The organism is Paraburkholderia gardini (assembly GCF_907164575.1).
GTDB classification, from domain to species: Bacteria; Pseudomonadota; Gammaproteobacteria; order Burkholderiales; family Burkholderiaceae; genus Paraburkholderia; species Paraburkholderia gardini.
The window spans coordinates 293,848-310,038 of the sequence record NZ_CAJQYY010000003.1; the positions used below are offsets into that span (position 1 = coordinate 293,848).

A 16,191-nucleotide genomic window follows, 5' to 3' on the forward strand; every position below is an offset into this window, starting at 1 on the left:
CATCTCTCGCGCGTCCGGCGAACCGGGCGCATTTAACGTCAACGATGACGCATTTCCGGAGCACAACATGAGTCAAGTCACGCTGGGTGGTAACCCGATCGAAGTAGGCGGTACATTCCCGTCGGCAGGCCAGAAGGCGCCCGCTTTCTCGCTCGTCGGCAAGGATCTGAAACCGGTCACGCTCGCCGATTTCGCCGGCAGGCGCAAGGTGCTCAATATCGTCCCGAGCCTCGACACGCCGACCTGCGCCACGTCGACGCGCAAATTCAACGAAGCCGCCGGCAAGCTCGCGAACACGGCGGTCATCGTCGTGTCGGGCGACCTGCCGTTCGCGGCATCGCGCTTCTGCACGACCGAAGGCATCGAGAACGTCGTCACGGCCTCGACGTTTCGCGGCCATGACTTCGCGAAGGCGTACGGCGTCGACGTGACGAGCGGCCCGCTGACCGGCCTGACGGCGCGCGCGGTGGTCGTGATCGACGAAAACGACACCGTCGTACACGCGGAACTCGTCGGCGAGATCAAGAACGAGCCGAACTACGACGCAGCGCTGGGCGCGCTGAAGTAAAACCCTGCCGCACAGGGGTCCGCGCCGCGCATCTGCGCGGCGCTTTCACATCCGGCCTCATGCCCGGCTGCAGGCAAGGACTCCGCGCGGCGCTCATCAACAATATTGACAGGAACGTTCGCCTTGGCCACGCTCATTTGCGGTTCGCTCGCCTACGACAACATCATGACCTTCGAGGGTCGCTTTCGGGAGCACATCCTGCCGGAGCAGGTTCACATCCTGAACGTGAGCTTCCTCGTGCCGACGATGCGCCGCGAGTTCGGCGGCTGCGCCGGCAACATCGCGTATTCGCTGAATCTGCTCGGCGGCGACGCGCGCATCATGGCAACGATGGGCGCCGTCGACGCCCAGCTCTACATGGACCGCTTCGCGAGCCTCGGCCTGTCGACGGAACACGTGCGCGTGCTGCCGGACACGTACTCCGCGCAGGCGATGATCACGACCGACCTCGAAAACAACCAGATCACCGCGTTCCACCCGGGCGCGATGATGCAGTCGCACGTGAACCATGCGGGCGAAGCGAAGGGCATCACGCTCGGTATCGTCGCGCCGGATGGCTTCGACGGCATGATCCAGCACTCGGAAGAACTCGCCGCGGCCGGCGTGCCGTTCATCTTCGATCCGGGCCAGGGGCTGCCGCTCTTCGACGGCGCCTCGCTGCGGCGCATGATTGAACTTGCCACTTACGTGGCAGTCAATGATTACGAAGCCGCGCTCGTCAGCGACAAGACGGGCTGGTCGGTCGAAGAAATCGCGAGCCGCGTCGATGCGCTGATCGTCACGCGCGGCGAACAGGGCGCGCACATCCACCACGCCGGCAAGATCGAAGAGATTCCGGCCGTCACCGCGAAGCAGGTGCTGGATCCGACGGGTTGCGGCGACGCGTTCCGCGGCGGCCTGCTCTACGGCATCGAAAACACACTCGGCTGGGCCACGACGGGCCGTCTCGCGAGCCTGATGGGCGCGCTCAAGATCGAACATCAGGGGCCACAGAACTACGCGCCTTCGCGTGCGGAGATCAACGAACGATTCAAGCAGGCATTTGGATACGACCTGCCGTAAATAAGTGGGGTAAAGGGCATGAAAACGACGAGTCGCCTGGTAGTCGCGATGATGATCGCAGGTTCAGTGGTCATGACAGGCTGCGCGTACAACAGCAGTTCGGCCGACGTCTACACGGCGTCCCAGGCGCAACGTGAGGAAACGGTGCGCCTCGGCACCGTCGACAGCGTGCGCGCCGTGAAGATCAGCACGAACAACGGCCAGCCGAGCGGCCTGGGTGCGATCGGCGGTGGCGCGCTCGGCGCGGTGGCCGGCAGCACGATCGGCGGCGGCACGGGGTCGATACTGACGGGCATCGTCGGCGGTCTGGTCGGTGCTGTGGCGGGCAACGCGGTAGAAAACGGCACGGCGGTTCGCGACGGCGTCGAAATTACCGTGCGGCTCGACAACGGCGACCTGCGTGCGATCACGCAGAGCGCCACGGGTGAGATCTTCCGTGCAGGCGAACGCGTGCGTCTGCTCTCGAGCGGTGGTGTGACGCGCGTCACGCACTGATCCGCCTGCCCTGAACAAACCTTCCTGAGCCGCGCAGACATGATTCGATGTCGACGTGGCAACCTCACGCGCATGCCCTACTCCGGTCCCATGCAAGCCGCTTGCCGTGCGAGCGCTTTTTTCGTTCGTCGAAAGCGTGCGTCGATGGCGCTGCAAAACTAACAGACGAAAAAAATCCCGCCACCGGTAAACTGGTGACGGGACGGTGATTGGGTCCTGTTCTACCCAATCATCGGACACATCGCGATGCGCCTGATTACTGCTTCAGCGTCTTACGGACGGCTGCCAGTCGGAAACGGCCATGCTGCAGCCGGATTCAACGCGGTCTTCACCGTCGCAGCCGGTGCGCTCGATGCAGCAGGCGCAGCGGGAGCAGGTGCAGCCTTCTTCGAGACAGCCTTCTTCGCAGGGGCAGCCTTCTTCGCAGGGGCAGCCTTCTTCGCGGCAGCCTTCTTCGCAGGGGCAGCCTTCTTGGCAGCAGCCTTTTTCGCAGGCGCCTTTTTAGCAGCAGCCTTTTTAGCAGGCGCAGCCTTCTTCGCAGCGGCCTTCTTCGCCGGTGCTGCCTTTTTGGCAACCTTCTTCGCTGCAACCTTCTTCGCAGGCGCTTTCTTCGCAGCGGCCTTCTTCGCCGGTGCTGCCTTCTTCGCTGCAACCTTCTTCACAGCGACTTTCCGGGCAGCAACCTTCTTCGCTGCAGCTTTCTTCGCCGGCGCTGCCTTCTTCGCCGCAACCTTCTTCACTGCCACTTTCTTCGCTGCAACCTTCTTCACTGCAACCTTCTTCACTGCGACTTTCTTAACGGCTGCTTTCTTTGCCGGTGCAGCTTTCTTTGCAGCGACTTTCTTTGCCGGGGCTTTCTTCGCGGCGGCTTTTTTTGCAGTTGCCATCATTTTCTCCTTCAGGTTTTCAGATGAGAGTCAGTTCAAACAACACCCTTCGTCAAAACCCGCTTCCCGCGGACGCTTCTCAGGGCGCGCGCTACGAAGCGGGCTATTCATCGGCGTACGCAGGTGCGGCGCGCTTACGCTAATGAATGCGGTAAGGCGCGCGGTGCCATACAGCACCGCGCGCCAGATCTGGTCGGCGTCGGATTCCGACGCCGGCAATTGCTTGATCGAACCCCTGGCCTCAAGGCCAGCGGCTTTTTCCGGGGGGAAGTTTGCCCATCCCACTGAAGGGTTCGCAAAGTGCCTGTCATCGTCGTGGGCCATGGCCATCAAGGCACATGGCGCACCGGGCGTGCTTTGCATCAGGCGTTCCTGCTCCTAACCTTATGTGCCACCGACGGCCGTGAGCGGCCGGCAGCATCCCCATCAATTTCGTCTACGACACGACTCCCGGCTTATTCCCAGGAGAGCGCGCCGCCTGTCTGATATTCAATGACCCGCGTTTCGAAGAAGTTGCGTTCCTTCTTCAAGTCGATCATCTCGCTCATCCACGGGAACGGGTTTTCCTCGTTCGGGAACAGCGGATCGAGACCGATCTGCTGGCAACGACGGTTGCAGATGAAGCGCAGATAGCTCTTGAACATCGACGCATTCAGGCCGAGCACCCCGCGCGGCATGGTGTCTTCTGCGTAGCGATATTCGAGATCGACAGCCTGCTTGAAGATTTCGCGGATTTCCGCGCGGAACTCAGCGGTCCACAAATGCGGGTTTTCGAGTTTGATCTGGTTGATGAGGTCGATGCCGAAATTGCAGTGCATCGATTCATCGCGCAGGATGTATTGATACTGTTCCGCTGCGCCGGTCATCTTGTTCTGGCGGCCTAGTGCAAGAATCTGCGTGAAGCCGACATAGAAGAAGAGGCCTTCCATCACACAGGCGAACACGATCAGCGACCGGAGCAGCGTCTGGTCGGCTTCGAGCGTCCCGGTCTTGAAGGCCGGATCAGTCAGCGTGTGGATGAACGGAATGAGGAATTCGTCTTTCGCGCGGATCGAGGAGACTTCGTGATACGCATTGAAGATCTCGCCTTCGTCCAGGCCGAGCGATTCGACGATGTACTGGTAAGCGTGCGTGTGGATCGCCTCTTCGAATGCCTGGCGCAGCAGGAACTGGCGGCATTCGGGCGCCGTGATGTGGCGGTAGGTGCCCAGCACGATATTGTTCGCGGCCAGCGAATCCGCCGTCACGAAGAAACCGAGGTTACGTTTGACGACGCGACGTTCGTCTTCGGTCAGACCGTTCGGGTCTTTCCAGAGCGCGATGTCGCGGGACATGTTGATTTCCTGCGGCATCCAGTGGTTCGCGCAACCCGCCAGATACTTTTCCCATGCCCACTTGTATTTGAACGGCACCAGCTGGTTGACGTCAGTCTGGCCGTTGATGATGCGCTTGTCGGCGACATTCACGCGCGCTTCCGAAGCGGCGGCCGGCGCGGTAGCCGGCGAAGCTGGCCGCGCAGTCGGCGCGGTTGCCTGAGCGGCGGCGGAGGCAGCATACGGAGCGACAGCGATGTCGTTCGCGAAGATGTCCTGAGCCGAGGGAGCCTGATGAGCGGCACGCGATGCAGCCTGCGTTCCGACGGCCGTCTCCGAAGCGTTGCGCAACGCATTCTGTTGCGAAGCGCTCGCGGGAGTTACGGCAGTGATCTCGTCATCCCAGTTGAGCATAATGTCACCATCAATTTAGAACGGTTTGTACCATCTTTTCGTTAGCGATAAAAGACTTCGCTCACGAAAAATCCTGTTTTCGATTCACGTTGCGACCTGCATACAACACTTTGTTCAACAGAGCGTGTCTGTCGCTTCGTGTGAAGCGATCGAAGCATGTGATGCTGAAGGTCTTCGCTTCATCGAAAGCACCTCGTTTTGATGTCGCCTGAACGTCGCTTCGATGTCGCTTGCAGCGACCTGGAAGTTACTTCGAAGAGACCGCACGCCGATCTCAAACTGAACATCGAACCAACGATCGGGATGATCATCGAGGCGCTTCTAATCTGTGTCGCCTGGCTTCGCGTTAACGCGAAGCCTTGTCTGTCTGGCTACGCGCTGCGTACAAAGTTCAGGGTTTTCTCGCAGACGTCGATCAGCGTCGACGATGTTGCGATGCGCTTCGGTGCAATGTGTGTGACGCGAAGCACGGTTGCCGCGGCCTGGCTGCTGCTGCCCTGCACCTGCGTGACCACCGCCTGACTTCCGCACTTCATCGAATCTTTCCGTGAGCGGCAGTGACATCCGCCGCCGCTCACCTTGCTTCACGACCGGCTCACACCGGCCGTCGCCGCCTGATTACTGGCAGGCCTCGCACTCTTCGAAGCCCGGATCGCCCGGACGCATCATGCACACCGGGCCGTCTGCTTCCGGTGCTGCGTCGACTTCGATCGCCGCGGGTGCCGCATGGGCCGCCGATGCCTGCAGACCACCCGAAGCAGCGCCGCCGCTCGCGCCGAAGCCACCTGCCGCGCCACCGCCGACACCACCCGCGCCACCCGAGCTCTCACCGCCGCCCGACGACACCGCGTTCAGCGCACCGTGCGCCACCGTCGACTTCTCGACGTGCGTCGCGGCCATCGTGCGGAGGTAGTACGTGGTCTTCAGGCCGCGCAGCCATGCGAGCTTGTAGACCTCGTCGAGCTTCTTGCCCGACGCGCCACCCATATAGATGTTCAGCGACTGCGCCTGATCGATCCACTTCTGGCGACGCGATGCGGCTTCGACGACCCAGACCGGATCGAGTTCGAACGCCGTTGCGTAGATCGCGCGGAGGTCGGCCGGGATACGGTCGATGCGCGACAGCGTGCCGTCGAAGTACTTCAGGTCGGCGACCATCACTTCGTCCCACAGGCCGCGCGCCTTCAGATCGCGCACCAGGTAGTCGTTGACCACCGTGAATTCGCCCGAGAGGTTCGACTTCACATACAGGTTCTGGAACGTCGGTTCGATACAGGCCGACACGCCGATGATGTTCGAGATCGTCGCCGTCGGCGCGATCGCGACGCAGTTCGAGTTGCGCATGCCGTACGTTGCAATGCGGGAACGCAGCTCGGTCCAGTCCATCGATTCGCTCGAATCGACTTCGACATACCCGCCACGCGCTTCGGCGAGCAGCTTCAGCGTGTCCTGCGGGAGGATGCCGCGATCCCACAGCGAGCCGCGGTAGCTCGAGTAACGGCCGCGCTCTTCCGCCAGTTCCGTCGACGCGTAGTACGCGTAGTAGCAGACCGCTTCCATCGACGTGTCGGCGAACTTCACCGCCTCTTCCGACGCGTACGGCGTGCGCAGCAGGTGCAGGCAGTCCTGGAAGCCCATGATGCCCATGCCGACCGGGCGGTGCTTCAGGTTCGAGTTACGCGCCTTGGCGACCGCGTAGTAATTGATGTCGATCACGTTGTCGAGCATGCGCATCGCAACGCTGACCGTGCGCTTGAGCTTGTCGTGGTCGAGCACCAGCGTGCCGTCAGCCTGCTCCTTCAGGTGGGCGACGAGGTTCACCGAGCCGAGGTTGCAGACGGCGATTTCGGTGTCGCTGGTGTTCAGCGTGATTTCCGTGCACAGATTCGACGAATGCACGACGCCGACGTGCTGCTGCGGCGAACGGATATTGCACGGATCCTTGAACGTGATCCACGGATGGCCGGTTTCGAACAGCATGCCGAGCATCTTGCGCCACAGTTGCGCCGCCGGAATCTTCTTGAACAGCTTGATCTCACCGCGCGCGACCTTGTCTTCGTACGCGATGTAAGCCGTTTCGAACTCGGCGCCGAACTTGTCGTGCAGGTCCGGGCAGGTGGACGGCGAGAACAGCGTCCAGTCGCCGCCTTCGTGCACGCGCTTCATGAACAGGTCGGGAATCCAGTTCGCCGTGTTCATGTCGTGCGTGCGGCGACGGTCGTCGCCGGTGTTCTTGCGCAGCTCCAGGAATTCCTCGATGTCCAGGTGCCACGATTCCAGGTAGGCGCACACCGCGCCCTTGCGCTTGCCGCCCTGGTTCACGGCGACCGCCGTGTCGTTCACCACCTTCAGGAAGGGAACCACGCCCTGCGACTTGCCGTTGGTGCCCTTGATGTGCGAGCCGAGCGCACGCACGCGCGTCCAGTCGTTACCCAGACCGCCGGCGAATTTCGACAGCAGCGCGTTTTCCTTCAGCGCCTCGTAGATGCCGTCGAGGTCATCGTCGACCGTCGTCAGGTAGCACGACGACAGTTGCGAGCGACGCGTGCCCGAGTTGAACAGCGTCGGCGTGGACGACATGAAGTCGAAGCTCGACAGCACGTTGTAGAACTCGATCGCACGCGCTTCGCGGTCCACTTCGTTCAGCGCGAGACCCATCGCGACACGCATAAAGAATGCCTGAGGCATTTCGATACGCACGCCGTCGTGATGCAGGAAGTAGCGGTCATACAGCGTTTGCAGACCGAGGTAGCCGAACTGCAGGTCGCGGCTGTTGTCGAGCGCGGCGCCCAGACGCTTCAGGTCGTACTGCATCAGCTTGTCGTCGAGCAGTTCGGCCTGCACACCGCGCTTGATGAATTGCGGGAAGTACTCGGCGTAACGGTCGGCCATTTCGCCCTGCGTGACTTCTTCGCTGAGAATTTCGCGGCGGATCGTGTGCAGCAGGATGCGGGCCGTGGCCTGGCTGTACGCCGGATCCTTTTCGATCATCGTGCGTGCGGCGAGGATGGCCGAGTCGTAGACCTGGCTCATCGGCACGCCGTCGTACAGATTTTTCACCGTCTCCGCGACGATCGGCCCGGCGCTCACGGCGTCGCCCAGGTTCGCGCAGGCGGATTCGATGATGCCGCGCAGTGCAGCCATGTCCAGTGGACGCGTCACGCCGCCGTCGACCACATTCAGGCCCGACGAGCCTGCTGCCGCTTCCGGCTCCTGCGTGCGCTCCTGCGTGCGCTTCTCGCGATACAGCACGTAGGCGCGCGCGACGTTGTGCTCGCCGCCGCGCATCAGCGCGAGTTCGACCTGGTCCTGGATGTCTTCGATATGGAACGTGCCGCCGTTCGGACGGCTGCGCAGCAGCGCGCGCACCACGCTCTGCGTGAGCTGCTCAACCAGCTCGCGCACACGCGCCGACGCCGCGCCCTGGCCACCGTTGACGGCGAGGAACGCTTTCGTGACCGCGATCGCGATCTTCGAAGGCTCGAACGACACGACGCTGCCGTTACGGCGGATCACCTTGTAGTCGGCGAAGGTGGCCTGCGGCGCGAGCGCCTGGCCTGCCTGTGCCTGTCCACCGAACGGTTGGCCAGTGGGTGAGCCCTCATACCGGGTCGTCACGTTGTCGGTCGTTTGCATGTGCAAAGCTCCTGGTCTGGAATGGTGCGGAGGTAACCGCGGATTAGTACGATCGCCGCGACGTGGATACAACCGGCGCGAGCGTAAGGGTGCGGAGAGTGGGCCGGCGAGGTCTGCTGACCGGATGCGACGCGGCGGACGGGACAATAGTCTTCATCATGCGAGTCGCGATCACTGGCTGTGCCCTTTCCCCGAAGTTGCCGGTGCGGCCGCTCTCATCGGTCCACACCAGTCGAATGTTTTTTCAACGCCTGGAATGCATGCGGCGCCTTGCGCGTGAAGCGGGGCGCCGCCAGATCACCACAACATCTAGTTCGGAAATCGATTCCTTACACAAAGTATAGTGGAACTTCCCGGCATCTCAAATTATTTTATTTGCCGTTCGGCGCTTGACTTTTCATATCGCCAGGCCGGGTGGGACCGCGCGGAAAGCAAGGCGCTGCAACGATTTGCGACGCATCGAGGCAGCCCGCGTGACGGCTTTACGATGCGGCGGCGGGAGAGAGATAGGGGAAATACCGAGCGGGCAATGCGCAGTCGTGTTGAAGGCGTTGCCACTCGAAGTGAGGACCGGGATCGGTCTTGCGGCCAGGCGCGATGTCGGCGTGACCCGCGAGCGCTTCGACCGGATAGTGCGCGGCGAGCGCCTTCACGAGCGCGCCTAGCGTCTCGTATTGCGGCAGCTCGAACGCGCTGGCGTCGCTGCCTTCCAGTTCGATGCCGATCGAAAAGTCGTTGCAGCGCTCACGGCCGAAGAAGTTCGACACACCCGCGTGCCATGCGCGCGCGTCGCACGATACATATTGCTCGAGCACGCCGTCGCGACGGATCACGAAATGCGCCGACACCTTCACACCGCGCAGATGCGCGTCGTAATACGGATGCGCGTCGCAGTCGAGGCGGTTCTGGAAGAGTTCGGTGATCGCCGTGCCGCCGAATTCGCCGGGCGGCAGGCTGATGTTGTGGACGACGACGAGCGTCGGCCGCGCGCCTTCGGGGCGCGCCTCGAAATTCGGCGACGGCAGTTTGCGCGCAGCGGGAACCCAGCCGTCGGCATCGACGGCGAAGTCGACGCTCATCGTGCGTCGCGCCCGGCCGGGCGCGCGGCGTGGCGATGCGCGTGATCGGCGCTGCAGAACGGCTGGCCGGCGACGACCACCGAATCGCTCTTCGGCGCGTGTACGCCGCACTCGGCGCAACGGATCATCGGCTCGGCGAGTTGCGGCGCTTCGGACGCGCGCTGCGCGCCGCCTGCGGCCGGCCCCGACGACGCCGAACCGGTGCGCGCGGACGCTTTGGACTCGGCGCGACGCACGGCCTTGACGAGCCAGTTGCCGACGATGAACAGGAGAATCAGCAGAAAAATTTGTCGCATGATGACGCTCAGACCACAGGGCGGTGCAACAGCACCTCGAAAACGAAACGGCTGCCGACATACGCGAGCATCAACGCCGCGAACGAAGCCAGCACCCAGCGCAATGCCGCACGGCCGCGCCAGCCGGACACCCGGCGGGCGGTAAGCAGCGCGCCGAACATCACCCAGGAAAGGATCGCGAACACGGTCTTGTGATCGAGCCTCAACGGCCGGTCCACGAGCTGCTCGCTAAAGAGAATGCCTGAGATCAGCGTGAGCGTCAGCAGCACGAAGCCCGCGCCGATCAGACGGAACAGCAGCTTTTCCAGCGTGAGCAGCGGCGGTAGCGTATCGAGCCAGCTCGACAGCCAGCCGTTGCCGGCAGCCGCGTTCTGGCGCTGCAGCTCGCCGCCGCGCATCGCGTGCAGGCGGCGCTCCACTAGCAGCATCAGGACAGCGTGCAGCGCCGCGATCGCGAAGAGCCCATACGCGATGTTCGCGATCAGGAAGTGCAGCTTGAAAAGCGGCGCCGCCGAATACGGCAGCACGTGCACGCCGTTGAACGCGAGCGGCAGCAGCGACGCGACGCATGCGAGCGGCAGCACCAGCAGGCGCAGGCCGTCGAGCGGAAAGAACAGGCTTTCGATCCAGTAAATGCCAGCGCCGAGCCAGAACATCGCCGAGAGCGCGAACGCGAACCCGAACACCATCGCGTTCTGAGGAAAGATCGTGGTATGCAGCAACACGCCGTGGGAGATCAGCGCGACGAAGAGCAGCGCGCGCCCCGACGGACTCATGCCCGACGCCGCCGATACATTCGAAGGAACCGGGATCGACGGCACGCTCTCCAGCACCGGACGCGGCGCGGTGTGCCGGTGCGAGCGCCAGCCCGCGACGGCGAGACCGCCGTACAGGAGCGCAGTGAGGGCATACAGTACAATATCCATATCCGAAGTTTACACCAGGCCCTTGCCTAGCAACGCAACGGCCGCACTGCCCATCGCTCCCCATGCTCGACAATCTGACCCAACGGATGGCGCGCGTCGTCAAGACGCTGCGCGGCGAAGCCCGCCTCACCGAGGCGAACACCCAGGAAATGCTGCGCGAAGTCCGTCTCGCGCTGCTGGAGGCCGACGTGGCGCTGCCCGTCGTGCGCGACTTCATCTCGAAGGTGAAGGAAAAGGCGCTCGGCGAAGAGGTGATCAGCAGCCTGTCGCCCGGTCAGGCGCTCGTCGGCGTGGTGCAGCGCGAACTGACCGCGATCATCGGCGGCGACTACGAAGGCAAGGCGGTCGAGCTGAATCTCGCCGTCACGCCGCCCGCCGTCATCCTGATGGCCGGCCTGCAAGGCGCCGGGAAAACGACGACCGTCGGCAAGCTCGCCAAATTGCTGCGCGAGAAGTACAAGAAGAAGGTCCTCACCGTTTCCTGCGACGTCTACCGCCCCGCCGCCATCGCGCAGCTGAAGACGGTGACGGAACAGGTCGGCGCGGATTTCTTCCCGTCGGAGCCCGACCAGAAGCCGGTCGACATCGCGCGCGCCGCCGTCGACTGGGCGAAGCGCCACTATCACGATGTGCTGATCGTCGACACGGCCGGCCGTCTCGGTATCGACGAAGCGATGATGCAGGAAATCACCGCGCTGCACGCTACATTGAAGCCGGCGGAAACGCTGTTCGTCGTCGACGCGATGCTCGGCCAGGATGCCGTGAACACCGCGAAGGCGTTCAACGACGCGCTGCCGCTCACCGGCGTCGTGCTCACGAAGCTCGACGGCGACTCGCGCGGCGGTGCGGCGCTGTCGGTGCGTCACGTGACGGGCAAGCCGATCAAGTTCGTCGGCGTCGCCGAAAAGCTCGACGGCCTCGAAATCTTTTATCCGGATCGCATGGCGAACCGGATTCTCGGCATGGGCGACATTCTCGCGCTCGTCGAGGAAGCGCAACGCGGCGTCGACGTTCAGGCGGCGCAGAAGCTCGCCGACAAGGTCAAGAAAGGCGGCGACTTCGATCTCAACGATTTCCGCGCGCAGCTTTCGCAGATGAAGAACATGGGTGGCCTCTCCACGCTCATGGACAAGCTGCCCGCACAGTTCCAGCAGGCAGCGTCCGGTGCCGACATGGGCCAGGCCGAGAAGCAGATGCGTCGCATGGAAGGCATCATCAACTCGATGACGCCGAAAGAGCGCGCGAAGCCCGAGCTGATCAAGGCGACGCGCAAGCGCCGCATCGCGGCGGGCGCGGGCGTGCAGGTGCAGGAAGTCAACCGCATGCTGAACCAGTACGACCAGATGCGCACGATGATGAAGAAGCTGAAGGGCGGCAACCTGCAGAAGATGATGCGCGGCATGAAAGGCATGATGCCGGGCATGCGCTGATCGTCCCGATTGTTGTCCTGATTGCAGCTGCCGCTGTTCTCTCTCACACTATGTATACAGTCACCGCTCGCCAGACGTCATGAACCGCGAAGAAGCGCTCCACATTTTCAGCCACTCCGAAGAAATCGTTTCGGCCAGCGACGTCAACGCGTCGATCGGTGGCATGGCGAACGCCATCCGCGCGGAAATAAGCGAGGAATTCCCGCTCGTCCTTTCGGTGATGGGTGGCGCCGCGGTGTTCACCGGCATGCTGCTGCCGCACCTCGACTTCCCGCTCGAGTTCGACTATATCCACCTCACCCGCTATCGCAACACGACCAAAGGCGGCAGCGAGATGCAATGGCGCGTTGCGCCGGCGGAGTCGGTCAAGGACCGCGTCGTGCTCGTGCTCGACGACATCCTCGACGAAGGTGAGACGATGGCCGCGATCCGCGACCGCATTCTCGCGATGGGCGCAAAGCGCTTCCTGAGCGCGGTGCTGTGCGAGAAGATCATCCCGAAGGCGAAGCCGCTGCACCCGGACTTCTGCGGCTTCGAAGTGCCGGACCGCTATGTGTTCGGCTGCGGAATGGACGCGAAAGGTTACTGGCGCAATCTGCCCACCATCCGGGCGTTGACCGAAGACGTCTGAATTCCCTCCTTCCTGGGAATCGGCGCTTCACAATGAAAAAGCGGCTTGCGGGCCGCTTTTTCATTGTGTGATGTCAGTTGCTGCCGGCGTCAAAGCTGATGCACGAACGCGCGGATCCCCGCGAGTATCATCTCCACCGAAATCGCGACCAGCACGAGACCCATCAGCCGCTCGAACGCCATCACGGTGCGCTCGCCGAGCCAGGCCTGAATGCGCTCAGCCAGCACCAGCACGATTGCGCACACGATCATCGTGACAGTCAGCGCGCCAATCCACTCGGCCATCTTGCCGGGCGCCTGCGACGTCAGCAGCATTACCGTCGCAAGCGCGGAGGGACCGGCCAGCGCGGGAATCGCGAGCGGCACGATCAGCGGTTCGCCGCCGCGCGCATCGCCGCCGAACGGGCCGTCCGGATGCGGAAAGATCATCCGCAGCGCGATCAGGAACAGCACGATTCCACCGCCGATCCGCAATGAGAGGTCGGTGAGACTCATCATGCGCAAAAAGCGGTCGCCGACGACCATGAACACCAGCAGGATCACGAAAGCGATCGCGATTTCGCGCAGGATGACCGCGATCCGCCGATGCGGCGCGACGCCCCGCAGGCAACCGATGAAAAGCGGAATGTTGCCGAGCGGGTCCGTGATCAGGATCAGCAGAACCGTGGCGGACAGGAAGTTGTACTCCACCGCCCGCTCCGGTTAGCCGGCCAGCGCTGCGCGAATCTTCTCCGTCACCGTGGCCGCGGCGCTTTCCGCCGGCAGCAGCGTCGCTTCCGTGTCACGACGGCCCTGATATTCGACCTTACCTTCCTTCAGGCCGCGATCGCCGATCACCAGCCGGTGCGGCACGCCGATCAGCTCCCAGTCGGCGAACATCACGCCGGGGCGCTCGCCGCGATCGTCGAGAATCACATCGACACCCGCCGCGACCAGTTCCGCATACAGGCGATCGGCATGTTCACGCACGGCATCGCTGCGGTCGTAACCCATCGGACACAGCACAATTTCGAACGGCGCAATCGATTCCGGCCAGATGATGCCCCTGTCGTCGAAATTCTGTTCGATGGCGGCGCCGAGAATGCGCGTGATGCCGATGCCGTAGCAGCCCATTTCCATGTTCTGCGGCTTGCCGTTTTCGTCGAGGAACGTCGCGTTCATCGCTTCCGAATACTTCTTGCCGAGCTGGAACACGTGGCCGACTTCAATGCCGCGGCAGATGTCGAGCACGCCCTTGCCATCCGGCGAGGGATCGCCCTTCTGCACATTGCGGATATCGGCGACGACCGGCTCCGGCAGATCGCGGCCCCAGTTCACGCCCGTCGTGTGGAAGTCGACTTCGTTCGAACCGACGACGAAATCGCTCATGTTCGCGACCGTCGTGTCCGCGATCACCTTGACCGGCTTCTTCGTGCCGATCGGGCCGAGGTAGCCCGGCGGCGTGCCGAACCATTCGACGATCTCCGCTTCCGTCGCGAAACGGAACTCGCCGAGACCCGGGATCTTGTTGACCTTGATCTCGTTCATCTCGTGGTCGCCGCGCAGCATGAGGAGCCACAGCGTCGGTTCGGCGCCTTCGTTTTCGGTCGCGAGGACAATCGACTTGATCGTGCGTTGCAGCGGGATGTCGAGGAATTCGGCGACCGACTCGCACTTCGCCTTGCCCGGCGTCGAAGTCTTCGTCATGGGCCCGGTGGGCGCGGCGCGCTGCGCGATCAGCGGCAGCGCATCGGCCGCTTCGACGTTCGCGGCAAAATCCGATGTCGGGCAATAGGCGATCGCGTCCTCACCGGTTTCGGCGATCACGTGGAATTCGTGCGAACCGCTACCGCCGATCGAGCCGTTATCCGCTGCGACCGCGCGGAATTCGAGACCGAGGCGCGTGAAAATGCGCACGTAAGCGTCATACATCTTGCGATACGACTCGCGCAGGCCGTCCATGTTCTTGTCGAACGAGTAAGCGTCCTTCATGATGAATTCGCGACCACGCATCACGCCGAAGCGCGGACGGATTTCGTCGCGGAACTTCGTCTGGACCTGATAGAAGTTGACCGGCAACTGGCGGTAGCTCTTGATCTGGTTGCGCGCGATGTCGGTGACGACTTCCTCGTGCGTCGGACCCATCACGAAATCGTTCTGCTTGCGATCCTTGAAGCGGAGCAGCTCGGGGCCGTATTTTTCCCAGCGGCCCGATTCCTGCCACAGTTCGGCCGGCTGCACGGCCGGCATCAGCAACTCGATGGCGCCCGCCCGGTTCATCTCCTCGCGCACGATCGATTCAACCTTGCGGATCGAACGCAGACCGATCGGCAGGTAGTTGTAAATGCCGCCAGCGACGCGACGAATCATGCCGGCGCGCACCATCAACTTGTGGCTGACGATTTCTGCGTCAGCGGGAGCTTCCTTCAGGGTGCCGATAAAGAAACGGGAGGCTTTCATTCAGAATTTTCCAAAAGCGGCGGCACAATCCGAGCCGTCCAAAAAGATAAAACGGGGATTCGCGGACCCTTTGCGACCTTCATTGCGACCGTCAGCTGGCGCGACGGCGGCTTGCGCGGCGGTCAGGCCTGATCTGGCCGGGCCGATCCACAGGGTCTGATCCGGAAGACTACTCGACGACGCCCTTTTGCGGCGAATCGTTCCATTCTGGTGCGATCCGGTGCGTCAGGTCCGTTATCTGTTTATAATCAAAGCAATTTTAAAGGATTCGAAGGTGGTTGTATGCTGGATCGTGAAGGCTTTCGCCCGAACGTCGGCATCATCCTCTTGAACGCGCACAACGAGGTGTTTTGGGGCAAGCGGCTCCGTGAACATTCCTGGCAGTTTCCGCAAGGGGGCATCAAGTATGGTGAAACCCCTGTGCAAGCGATGTATCGGGAGTTACACGAAGAAACCGGCCTGCTTCCGGAACATGTCAAGATTATCGGCCGCACGCGCGACTGGTTGCGTTACGAGGTGCCGGACAAGTTCATCAAGCGTGAAGTCCGTGGTCATTACCGCGGCCAGAAGCAGATCTGGTTTCTGCTTCGGATGGTGGGGCGCGATTGCGATATTTGCCTGCGTGCCTGCGATCATCCGGAGTTCGATGCCTGGCGCTGGAACGAGTACTGGGTGCCTCTCGACTGTGTGATCGAGTTCAAGCGGGATGTGTATCAGTTGGCGTTGACGGAGCTATCGCGTTTTCTGCGTCGTACGGCGCCGCGTGGAGAGAAACCGGCCGGGCATCATGGGCCGCGTTATCCCCGGGTGGTCAGCACGATGGCGGCGGAAAGCGCATCGCTGGAATCGTCAGGGTCCCTGATGACGGTCGAGACGTCGATTCGCACGACGATCGAAACGGATTGCGGAGATGTCGAAACCTCCGTTAGCCGTTCATCGACGTTCGTGCGCGATTGAACCCTGTGCGGCTGTTCATGCCGCATCTTGCCGGGGGGGGGGTTGAAATTGCGCGGCGG

Annotated in this window: 16 protein-coding genes; 7 read left to right on the forward strand and 9 right to left on the reverse strand. The window is 62.6% G+C overall.

What is annotated here, in order from left to right; genetic code table 11:
• Nucleotides 1–67 precede the first annotated feature (67 nt).
• The 3 genes from tpx to LPA34_RS04305 all read left to right on the forward strand — a co-directional run bounded on the left by tpx (nucleotide 68) and on the right by LPA34_RS04305 (nucleotide 2,125).
• Nucleotides 68–568, forward strand: coding sequence for a thiol peroxidase (gene tpx, locus LPA34_RS04295; RefSeq protein ID WP_228975277.1), 501 nt, complete (start codon nucleotides 68–70; stop codon nucleotides 566–568).
• 123 nt (nucleotides 569–691) lie between these two features.
• On the forward strand, nucleotides 692–1,630 hold the full coding sequence (locus tag LPA34_RS04300; RefSeq protein WP_228975279.1) for a carbohydrate kinase family protein: 939 nt from the start codon (nucleotides 692–694) through the stop codon (nucleotides 1,628–1,630).
• Between the two features lie 18 nt (nucleotides 1,631–1,648).
• Nucleotides 1,649–2,125, forward strand: coding sequence for an outer membrane lipoprotein (locus LPA34_RS04305; protein WP_228975281.1), 477 nt, complete (start codon nucleotides 1,649–1,651; stop codon nucleotides 2,123–2,125).
• Between the two features lie 272 nt (nucleotides 2,126–2,397).
• Here the strand turns inward: LPA34_RS04305 and LPA34_RS04310 are convergent, their stop codons facing one another.
• The 3 genes from LPA34_RS04310 to LPA34_RS04320 all read right to left on the reverse strand — a co-directional run bounded on the left by LPA34_RS04310 (nucleotide 2,398) and on the right by LPA34_RS04320 (nucleotide 4,739).
• Complete coding sequence (locus tag LPA34_RS04310) at nucleotides 2,398–3,012, reverse strand: histone H1-like repetitive region-containing protein (RefSeq protein WP_228975283.1); 615 nt, start codon at nucleotides 3,010–3,012, stop codon at nucleotides 2,398–2,400.
• 30 nt (nucleotides 3,013–3,042) lie between these two features.
• Complete coding sequence (locus LPA34_RS04315) at nucleotides 3,043–3,375, reverse strand: hypothetical protein (RefSeq protein WP_228975285.1); 333 nt, start codon at nucleotides 3,373–3,375, stop codon at nucleotides 3,043–3,045.
• Between the two features lie 92 nt (nucleotides 3,376–3,467).
• Nucleotides 3,468–4,739: a ribonucleotide-diphosphate reductase subunit beta gene (locus tag LPA34_RS04320; protein WP_228975287.1), complete on the reverse strand. Its 1,272-nt coding sequence runs from the start codon at nucleotides 4,737–4,739 to the stop codon at nucleotides 3,468–3,470.
• A gap of 201 nt (nucleotides 4,740–4,940) precedes the next feature.
• Between LPA34_RS04320 and LPA34_RS04325 the strand changes: the two genes are divergently transcribed.
• Nucleotides 4,941–5,261, forward strand: coding sequence for a hypothetical protein (locus LPA34_RS04325; protein WP_228975289.1), 321 nt, complete (start codon nucleotides 4,941–4,943; stop codon nucleotides 5,259–5,261).
• A gap of 96 nt (nucleotides 5,262–5,357) precedes the next feature.
• Here LPA34_RS04325 and LPA34_RS04330 read toward each other — a convergent pair whose 3' ends face one another.
• The 4 genes from LPA34_RS04330 to LPA34_RS04345 all read right to left on the reverse strand — a co-directional run bounded on the left by LPA34_RS04330 (nucleotide 5,358) and on the right by LPA34_RS04345 (nucleotide 10,676).
• On the reverse strand, nucleotides 5,358–8,375 hold the full coding sequence (locus LPA34_RS04330) for a ribonucleoside-diphosphate reductase subunit alpha (protein WP_228975292.1): 3,018 nt from the start codon (nucleotides 8,373–8,375) through the stop codon (nucleotides 5,358–5,360).
• 482 nt (nucleotides 8,376–8,857) lie between these two features.
• Nucleotides 8,858–9,454 carry a 1,6-anhydro-N-acetylmuramyl-L-alanine amidase AmpD gene (gene ampD, locus LPA34_RS04335; protein WP_228975294.1) on the reverse strand — a complete coding sequence of 199 codons (597 nt, stop codon included), beginning with the start codon at nucleotides 9,452–9,454 and terminating at the stop codon, nucleotides 8,858–8,860.
• The gene (locus LPA34_RS04340) at nucleotides 9,451–9,750 is read right to left on the reverse strand and encodes a PP0621 family protein (protein ID WP_228975295.1); all 300 of its coding nucleotides are present in this window, start codon (nucleotides 9,748–9,750) and stop codon (nucleotides 9,451–9,453) included. The genes ampD and LPA34_RS04340 overlap by 4 nt, the downstream gene beginning before the upstream one ends.
• 8 nt (nucleotides 9,751–9,758) lie before the next feature.
• Nucleotides 9,759–10,676 (reverse strand): cytochrome C assembly family protein, encoded by a 918-nt coding sequence (locus tag LPA34_RS04345; protein WP_228975298.1) that lies wholly within the window; start codon nucleotides 10,674–10,676, stop codon nucleotides 9,759–9,761.
• Between the two features lie 62 nt (nucleotides 10,677–10,738).
• Between LPA34_RS04345 and ffh the strand changes: the two genes are divergently transcribed.
• Complete coding sequence (ffh, locus tag LPA34_RS04350) at nucleotides 10,739–12,106, forward strand: signal recognition particle protein (protein ID WP_228975300.1); 1,368 nt, start codon at nucleotides 10,739–10,741, stop codon at nucleotides 12,104–12,106.
• A gap of 79 nt (nucleotides 12,107–12,185) precedes the next feature.
• Entirely contained in the window at nucleotides 12,186–12,737 is a 552-nt protein-coding gene (locus LPA34_RS04355; protein ID WP_228975302.1) for a hypoxanthine-guanine phosphoribosyltransferase, read from the forward strand.
• 89 nt (nucleotides 12,738–12,826) lie between these two features.
• On the opposite strand, the gene LPA34_RS04360 is transcribed toward LPA34_RS04355, so the two are convergent.
• Nucleotides 12,827–13,426 (reverse strand): MarC family protein, encoded by a 600-nt coding sequence (locus tag LPA34_RS04360; protein WP_228975304.1) that lies wholly within the window; start codon nucleotides 13,424–13,426, stop codon nucleotides 12,827–12,829.
• Nucleotides 13,427–13,438: 12 nt separating this feature from the next.
• Complete coding sequence (locus tag LPA34_RS04365) at nucleotides 13,439–15,175, reverse strand: proline--tRNA ligase (RefSeq protein ID WP_228975307.1); 1,737 nt, start codon at nucleotides 15,173–15,175, stop codon at nucleotides 13,439–13,441.
• 282 nt (nucleotides 15,176–15,457) lie between these two features.
• Here LPA34_RS04365 and LPA34_RS04370 point away from each other — a divergent pair, with 282 nt between their 5' ends.
• A complete protein-coding gene (locus LPA34_RS04370) occupies nucleotides 15,458–16,132 on the forward strand; it encodes an RNA pyrophosphohydrolase (protein WP_228975310.1) in 675 nt (224 codons plus the stop codon).
• Nucleotides 16,133–16,191: the final 59 nt, after the last annotated feature.

Bases quoted from the DNA above. Each gene is read 5' to 3' on its own strand.
- LPA34_RS04370 (WP_228975310.1), top strand. From the start codon at position 15,458: ATGCTGGATCGTGAAGGCTTTCGCCCGAACGTCGGCATCATCCTCTTG.
- LPA34_RS04320 (WP_228975287.1), bottom strand. From the start codon at position 4,739: ATGCTCAACTGGGATGACGAGATCACTGCCGTAACTCCCGCGAGCGCT.
- LPA34_RS04315 (WP_228975285.1), bottom strand. From the start codon at position 3,375: ATGCAAAGCACGCCCGGTGCGCCATGTGCCTTGATGGCCATGGCCCAC.
- LPA34_RS04340 (WP_228975295.1), bottom strand. From the start codon at position 9,750: ATGCGACAAATTTTTCTGCTGATTCTCCTGTTCATCGTCGGCAACTGG.
- LPA34_RS04345 (WP_228975298.1), bottom strand. From the start codon at position 10,676: ATGGATATTGTACTGTATGCCCTCACTGCGCTCCTGTACGGCGGTCTC.
- LPA34_RS04365 (WP_228975307.1), bottom strand. From the start codon at position 15,175: ATGAAAGCCTCCCGTTTCTTTATCGGCACCCTGAAGGAAGCTCCCGCT.
- ffh (WP_228975300.1), top strand. From the start codon at position 10,739: ATGCTCGACAATCTGACCCAACGGATGGCGCGCGTCGTCAAGACGCTG.
- LPA34_RS04325 (WP_228975289.1), top strand. From the start codon at position 4,941: ATGTCGCCTGAACGTCGCTTCGATGTCGCTTGCAGCGACCTGGAAGTT.
- ampD (WP_228975294.1), bottom strand. From the start codon at position 9,454: ATGAGCGTCGACTTCGCCGTCGATGCCGACGGCTGGGTTCCCGCTGCG.
- LPA34_RS04355 (WP_228975302.1), top strand. From the start codon at position 12,186: ATGAACCGCGAAGAAGCGCTCCACATTTTCAGCCACTCCGAAGAAATC.
- tpx (WP_228975277.1), top strand. From the start codon at position 68: ATGAGTCAAGTCACGCTGGGTGGTAACCCGATCGAAGTAGGCGGTACA.
- LPA34_RS04305 (WP_228975281.1), top strand. From the start codon at position 1,649: ATGAAAACGACGAGTCGCCTGGTAGTCGCGATGATGATCGCAGGTTCA.
- LPA34_RS04330 (WP_228975292.1), bottom strand. From the start codon at position 8,375: ATGCAAACGACCGACAACGTGACGACCCGGTATGAGGGCTCACCCACT.
- LPA34_RS04310 (WP_228975283.1), bottom strand. From the start codon at position 3,012: ATGGCAACTGCAAAAAAAGCCGCCGCGAAGAAAGCCCCGGCAAAGAAA.